This window comes from Paenibacillus sp. Y859 (assembly GCF_056786405.1).
Genome location: NZ_JBXCIZ010000028.1, coordinates 1 through 4827, shown reverse-complemented (window position 1 = coordinate 4827; position 4827 = coordinate 1). Strand labels below are relative to the sequence as shown.

Here is a 4827-nt window from a genome sequence, read left to right as displayed (position 1 = left end):
TCTTCGTTAGTTCATGACCAACTGTCATCTTTCCAACGGCCTGGGGTCCAAATATTAAAATGAATTTGATTGTAATCACTCCTGCATTTTATAGTTTTTCGCTGATTTCCTATAACGTTGCGCATTCCTGACGTTCAAGCGGCTTAAGGACCGAAGGTTCGGGTGGCTCCGCCACTTAGCCGATTGAATGTGTCGCCTGAATTCACTTCTCCGATATTCCCCTTGGCGACCAAGGAGCGAACGCGACGAAGCAAGAATGCATTGTTATAGGATGTCATTGCCTTCTTTGAAATTCCTACACTTCCAATCATCTTCAAGTTATTTCCCTGTCATCGTTGCAACTAAGTGTGACTTAATTATTTGTCGCACATATCAAAATGATCATAATCGTTCACGTAGTAATAGGTTGTTGGTGCTTTATCTTTATTGATTACAAAATTGAAAAAGTATTCTCAAAACTCAGATTCTTTAAAGCTCTCGTAATATATTAATATTCTGATATCTTTCTTTGCATCAAACAATAGAGCGATTACTTTCTCAATATCTTCAGTTGTAATTCTCTCGCCATTCATTTTTATTAACTTAGCTTTTCATAAGAGATTTCATAGTACTACCTGAAGAACTTCTTAATGTCGTTTACCATCTGGATTATTGGTAAATATAAAATAGAAGAACAGATGATAATCCCGAGAGTCATGGGGATATGCTTGAATGATTTATATAGAAACTTACCCATAAGTAAAAACCCTGTAGTCCCAAATAACGCTAACATAGCAACTGTAAAGGAAACTGGTTTATTATCCCTACTCATAAAGCCATCACTAATATTTAATATAAAAAATACAAATGTCCAAAAGCAGCCAATTCCAACCACTACTGCCGAAATCAAATAAAAAGACTTCCATATATTAATTCTGCTAATATTAATTCATCCCCTTAAACTTATCTATTCAATCGACCAAGGTAGCTACACTTCTATGAAATATTATTATGAATTTGATTTTTTATGAAGTGCGATGATTTCCTATAACGTTCGGCATTCCTGACGTTCAAGCGGCTTAAGGACCGTCGGTCCGGGTGGCTCTGCCACTTAGTCGGTTGGATGTGTCGCCTGCATCCACTTCCTTGAGATCCATCTTGGCGACTTAGGAGCGTCAGCGACGACACAGGAATGCTATGTTAGACGATGCTTCTGCCTTCTTCGAATCCTCTTACAATCGTTCTTTATGTTTGTTCAATTTTTTTTATCTCTTCGACGATTTTAAAAGAATACTTTAGGCAACTTAATGGATTTAATCTGATTCCCATTTTTTTCTTAAAGGAGTCAAATATTATCTTCGATAATTCAGTTTCATTAGTTGTTAATTTGATCTTTTCACATATGTCTTTAATCTCTATATCATATTCATTGTTTGGAGCACCATCAGCTAATAAGCCAACCGGATCCCACTCAGTTATAATTCTTGATACAAACTTATCAGTCTTCAAATGATCTTTCCTTTCTAATTTCATTGAGATATTTGATTCTTAGTCTGCAAATTAAATCTGTTTATTGATAGTTTTTATGATTTAATCACTTTAGAAGAAGTGTCGTCTAACGTTCTTGCATTCTCGACGTCCGACGGAGCCGGATGTGTCCGGCTGAATCTGCTACCTGGCTTCTCAACTTCGGTCCAGACCGAGGGCGTAGCCCGAAGCGTGAATGCGGTGTTACCGATGCTTCCTCTTCTTCGAGGTACTCACCGAATATGTCTTAATCTTCTTATGCCCTTATCCGATCTTGACCTTAGATGCTTCTGGCTTTGAGGGTTTACCCATATGTTCTTGACCTAGGAAATTTCGGCTAACGTTTTGTATTGACGACGTCCTGGCCCCTTAGAGCCGCTGCTTATAGTTGTGAGGCTTGCCGAACACCTAATGCAGTGACGTCCCGACGGGCTTAGGGGGCTGGATGTGGTCACTCGCTTCTCAGAGTGATCCCGAGCGTCAATATGTTGTTAGCCAAAGGAAGTTCTAGAAGCAGCCATTGTATTTAAGGCATTCTCAAAATAGCTATATACTTCATCTGAAATTCCCAGAAACTCTTCAACAAGTACATGACTATCCAAGTAACAAGCATACAGATAATCAACTAAAGCGGAGTCAATCTCGCAATAGTCTAATATGGCATTCTTCATCTTAATAATGTCATCTTGCCATACACCTGTATCTACTAAAACCAAAGAGTATAATGCACGAATTAATCTCTTAGAATAACCTTTAATATATCTAGTTTTCATTGTGTTATCACTAGCATTAGAAAGTAAACTATGTATACGATCTACTTCCTGCTTGGTCTCTGTATTTAAGTCTAAAATGAACTCTGGAGAAGTAATTATCGGTGGCACTTTTTCACCAACGTCATGACCATGTATGCAAACACAAATTATCTTTATCCAAAAACCCCACTCATTCGGTTTACTTAATACATCGTCAATCGAGCAAATTATCGTATCAATCTTAGTTACTACTGGATATTCTTCCAAAAGCTTGTCTTTAATATTTGACAATCTTTCGTAATCAATATCTTTGGGATTTACACATACAATAGTAAAGTCTGCATCTGACTTAAAAGGTTTAGCAGTTCCTTTTGGAATCGAGCCACACATATAAATGCTATGAATCTTACCTTTAAATTCGGTAAGTATATTATCTATATACTTATCAACAAAATCCTTATATTCACTTTGTATTACAATTCTATTTATAACTTTTTCTAATATCATATAGACTCCTCCTAAACATGTAAGAACTTCTTTCGGCTAACGTTCTTGAATTCTCGACGTCCGACGGAGTAGGATGTGTCCGGTTGAATCTGCTACCTGACTTCTCAACTTCGGACCTTCATATGCCATTATCCGATCTTGACCTTAGATGCTTCTGGCTTTGAGGGTTTACCCATATGTTCTTGACCTAGGAAGTTTCGGCTAACGTTCGCACATTACCGACGTCCAATCGGCTTAAGGACCGTAGGTCCGGGTGGCTCTGCCACTTAGCCGGTTGGATGTGTCACCTGAATTAACTTCTGTGAAACTTCCTCTTGGTGACCTAGGGAGCGTAGCGACCGCCGTGGTAATGTAATGTTAACTGATGCTCCTTCTTCTTCGAGTTACCCTTCTGTCTTACTTCTTCTGTTTTTTACGTATTTCCTTCTTTAACGTTCTTATTTCTTTAATGTTTCTATTAAATCCTGTTTCCGCATAGGAAACATTCCGTAAATTATAAGCTCTTAGTATTGGATATTTCTTGCTTTTTTTGAATAATCGTTTCCGTGTGGGAAACATTCCTTATTGGTTATGCGTTGATCGTATTTCCATGATTTTCACTATTAAATCTGTTTCCGTATGGAAATTTTCCATATCAGTTTTAAGTCTTACTCATCTTTAACATCTCTTTAATCACTATTTTGTTATGCCTTTACCATTTCTTGAGGAGTTTCAGTTAACGTTTGGCATTCCTGACGTTCAAGCAGCTTAAGTGACCGTAGGGAACGGGTCGTCAGACTTAGCTGGTTGAATGTGTCGCCTGATTAACTTCTTTGAAATCCCCCCTTGGCGATCAAGGGCGAATGCCCGCAGTAGGAATGCTGTGTTAACTGATGCTCCTTCTTCTTCGATTAACCTATCACATCACTCATTTAGTTTGTACTTGTATCCCTTCTCGTTTTAATCTAATTTCGCCAAAAAAAACGCCGTGTAATATATATCATTAATTTTGATGGCAACTACAGTATCTTTTTCTAGATCTTGAATGGTAAATATTTTTATTCTATCTAAAAGGTCTATTTTTGAGTTGAATAATTTAGCTTGACCGTTTTCTTTAATGTCATCTACAATTTCTTTTATTTCCCCAATCTCTTTTTTTATTTTTTCGGCAGGAGTTATATTTCCTTCGATGGAGTAAATTCTATCTTTGAAGGAAAATTGTAATAATAAATCGTAATTAGGGATACTTCCTCCTGCCTCTGGTTCTGGCGTTGTTGTAGAGCAAGAAACTACAAATGTTAATACAATAATCCCAATCGCAGATTTCAATGCCCTCAAATTATATTTCCTGTTGTTAATCATTTTCAATTATCAACCTCCCTCTCTATAAAAAACTCAATTAAGAGTGTCAACTTGATTTCACTTATTTCTATCAAGGAGTTTCAGTTAACGTTGCGTATTTCTGACGTCCAATCGGCTTAAGGACCGTAGGTCCGGGTGGCTCTGCCACTTAGCCGGTTGGATGTGTCGCCTGATTCCACTTCTCAGATAATCCCTCTTGGCGACCAAGGAGCGTCAGTGACGAAGCAAAAATGCATTGTTATACGCTGCCCCTTCTTCTTCGATTCCTCTTCCATATATGTCTTGTGTGTTTTATGTATTTGATATGACTTTACGTGTTTTTTTTTAATTCTATCTTTTGGTCCTATCAAATCCGTTTCCGCAAAGGAAAGGTTCCCCCTTCCCTATTTCTTCTTTGTCGGTTTTCAACTGCTTCTTCGTAAATCCATCCTTATTCATTTCATTCATTTATGCTTTTTATATTCCCTTAATTATCCTTTATTTAATTGTTCCTTTCACCTTCATTTATTATTGATTGTTAATTGGTTTCATGTTTTAACATTCTCAAAGGGGTTGCGTATAACGTTTGGCATTCCTGACGTTCAATCGGCTTAAGGCACGATGTGCCGGGTCGTTAGACTTAGCCGGTTGAATGTGTCGCCTGAATCCTCTTCATTGCAATTCCTCTGGGCGACCAAGGAGCGATAGCGACGAAGCAAGAATGTTCTGTTAGACGATGTTC

4 protein-coding genes and 1 pseudogene are annotated in these 4827 nt (G+C 37.8%); all 5 read right to left on the bottom strand.

The features are described from left to right. Positions 1 to 70, bottom strand: a pseudogene (locus tag AC1TO8_RS23705) (shikimate kinase); the annotation flags it as partial. A 73-nt stretch (positions 71 to 143) separates the two neighbouring features. Then, positions 144 to 311 carry a hypothetical protein gene (locus AC1TO8_RS23700; protein WP_482058046.1) on the bottom strand — a complete coding sequence of 56 codons (168 nt, stop codon included), beginning with the start codon at positions 309 to 311 and terminating at the stop codon, positions 144 to 146. Positions 312 to 1224: 913 nt separating this feature from the next. Continuing rightward, positions 1225 to 1488: a hypothetical protein gene (locus AC1TO8_RS23695; RefSeq protein WP_482058045.1), complete on the bottom strand. Its 264-nt coding sequence runs from the start codon at positions 1486 to 1488 to the stop codon at positions 1225 to 1227. Positions 1489 to 1997: 509 nt separating this feature from the next. Continuing rightward, positions 1998 to 2765: a nucleotidyltransferase domain-containing protein gene (locus tag AC1TO8_RS23690; protein WP_482058044.1), complete on the bottom strand. Its 768-nt coding sequence runs from the start codon at positions 2763 to 2765 to the stop codon at positions 1998 to 2000. Between the two features lie 939 nt (positions 2766 to 3704). Then, the gene (locus tag AC1TO8_RS23685; protein ID WP_482058043.1) at positions 3705 to 4112 is read right to left on the bottom strand and encodes a hypothetical protein; all 408 of its coding nucleotides are present in this window, start codon (positions 4110 to 4112) and stop codon (positions 3705 to 3707) included. Positions 4113 to 4827: the final 715 nt, after the last annotated feature.

Bases quoted from the DNA above. Each gene is read 5' to 3' on its own strand.
- AC1TO8_RS23700 (WP_482058046.1), bottom strand. From the start codon at position 311: ATGATTGGAAGTGTAGGAATTTCAAAGAAGGCAATGACATCCTATAAC.
- AC1TO8_RS23690 (WP_482058044.1), bottom strand. From the start codon at position 2,765: ATGATATTAGAAAAAGTTATAAATAGAATTGTAATACAAAGTGAATAT.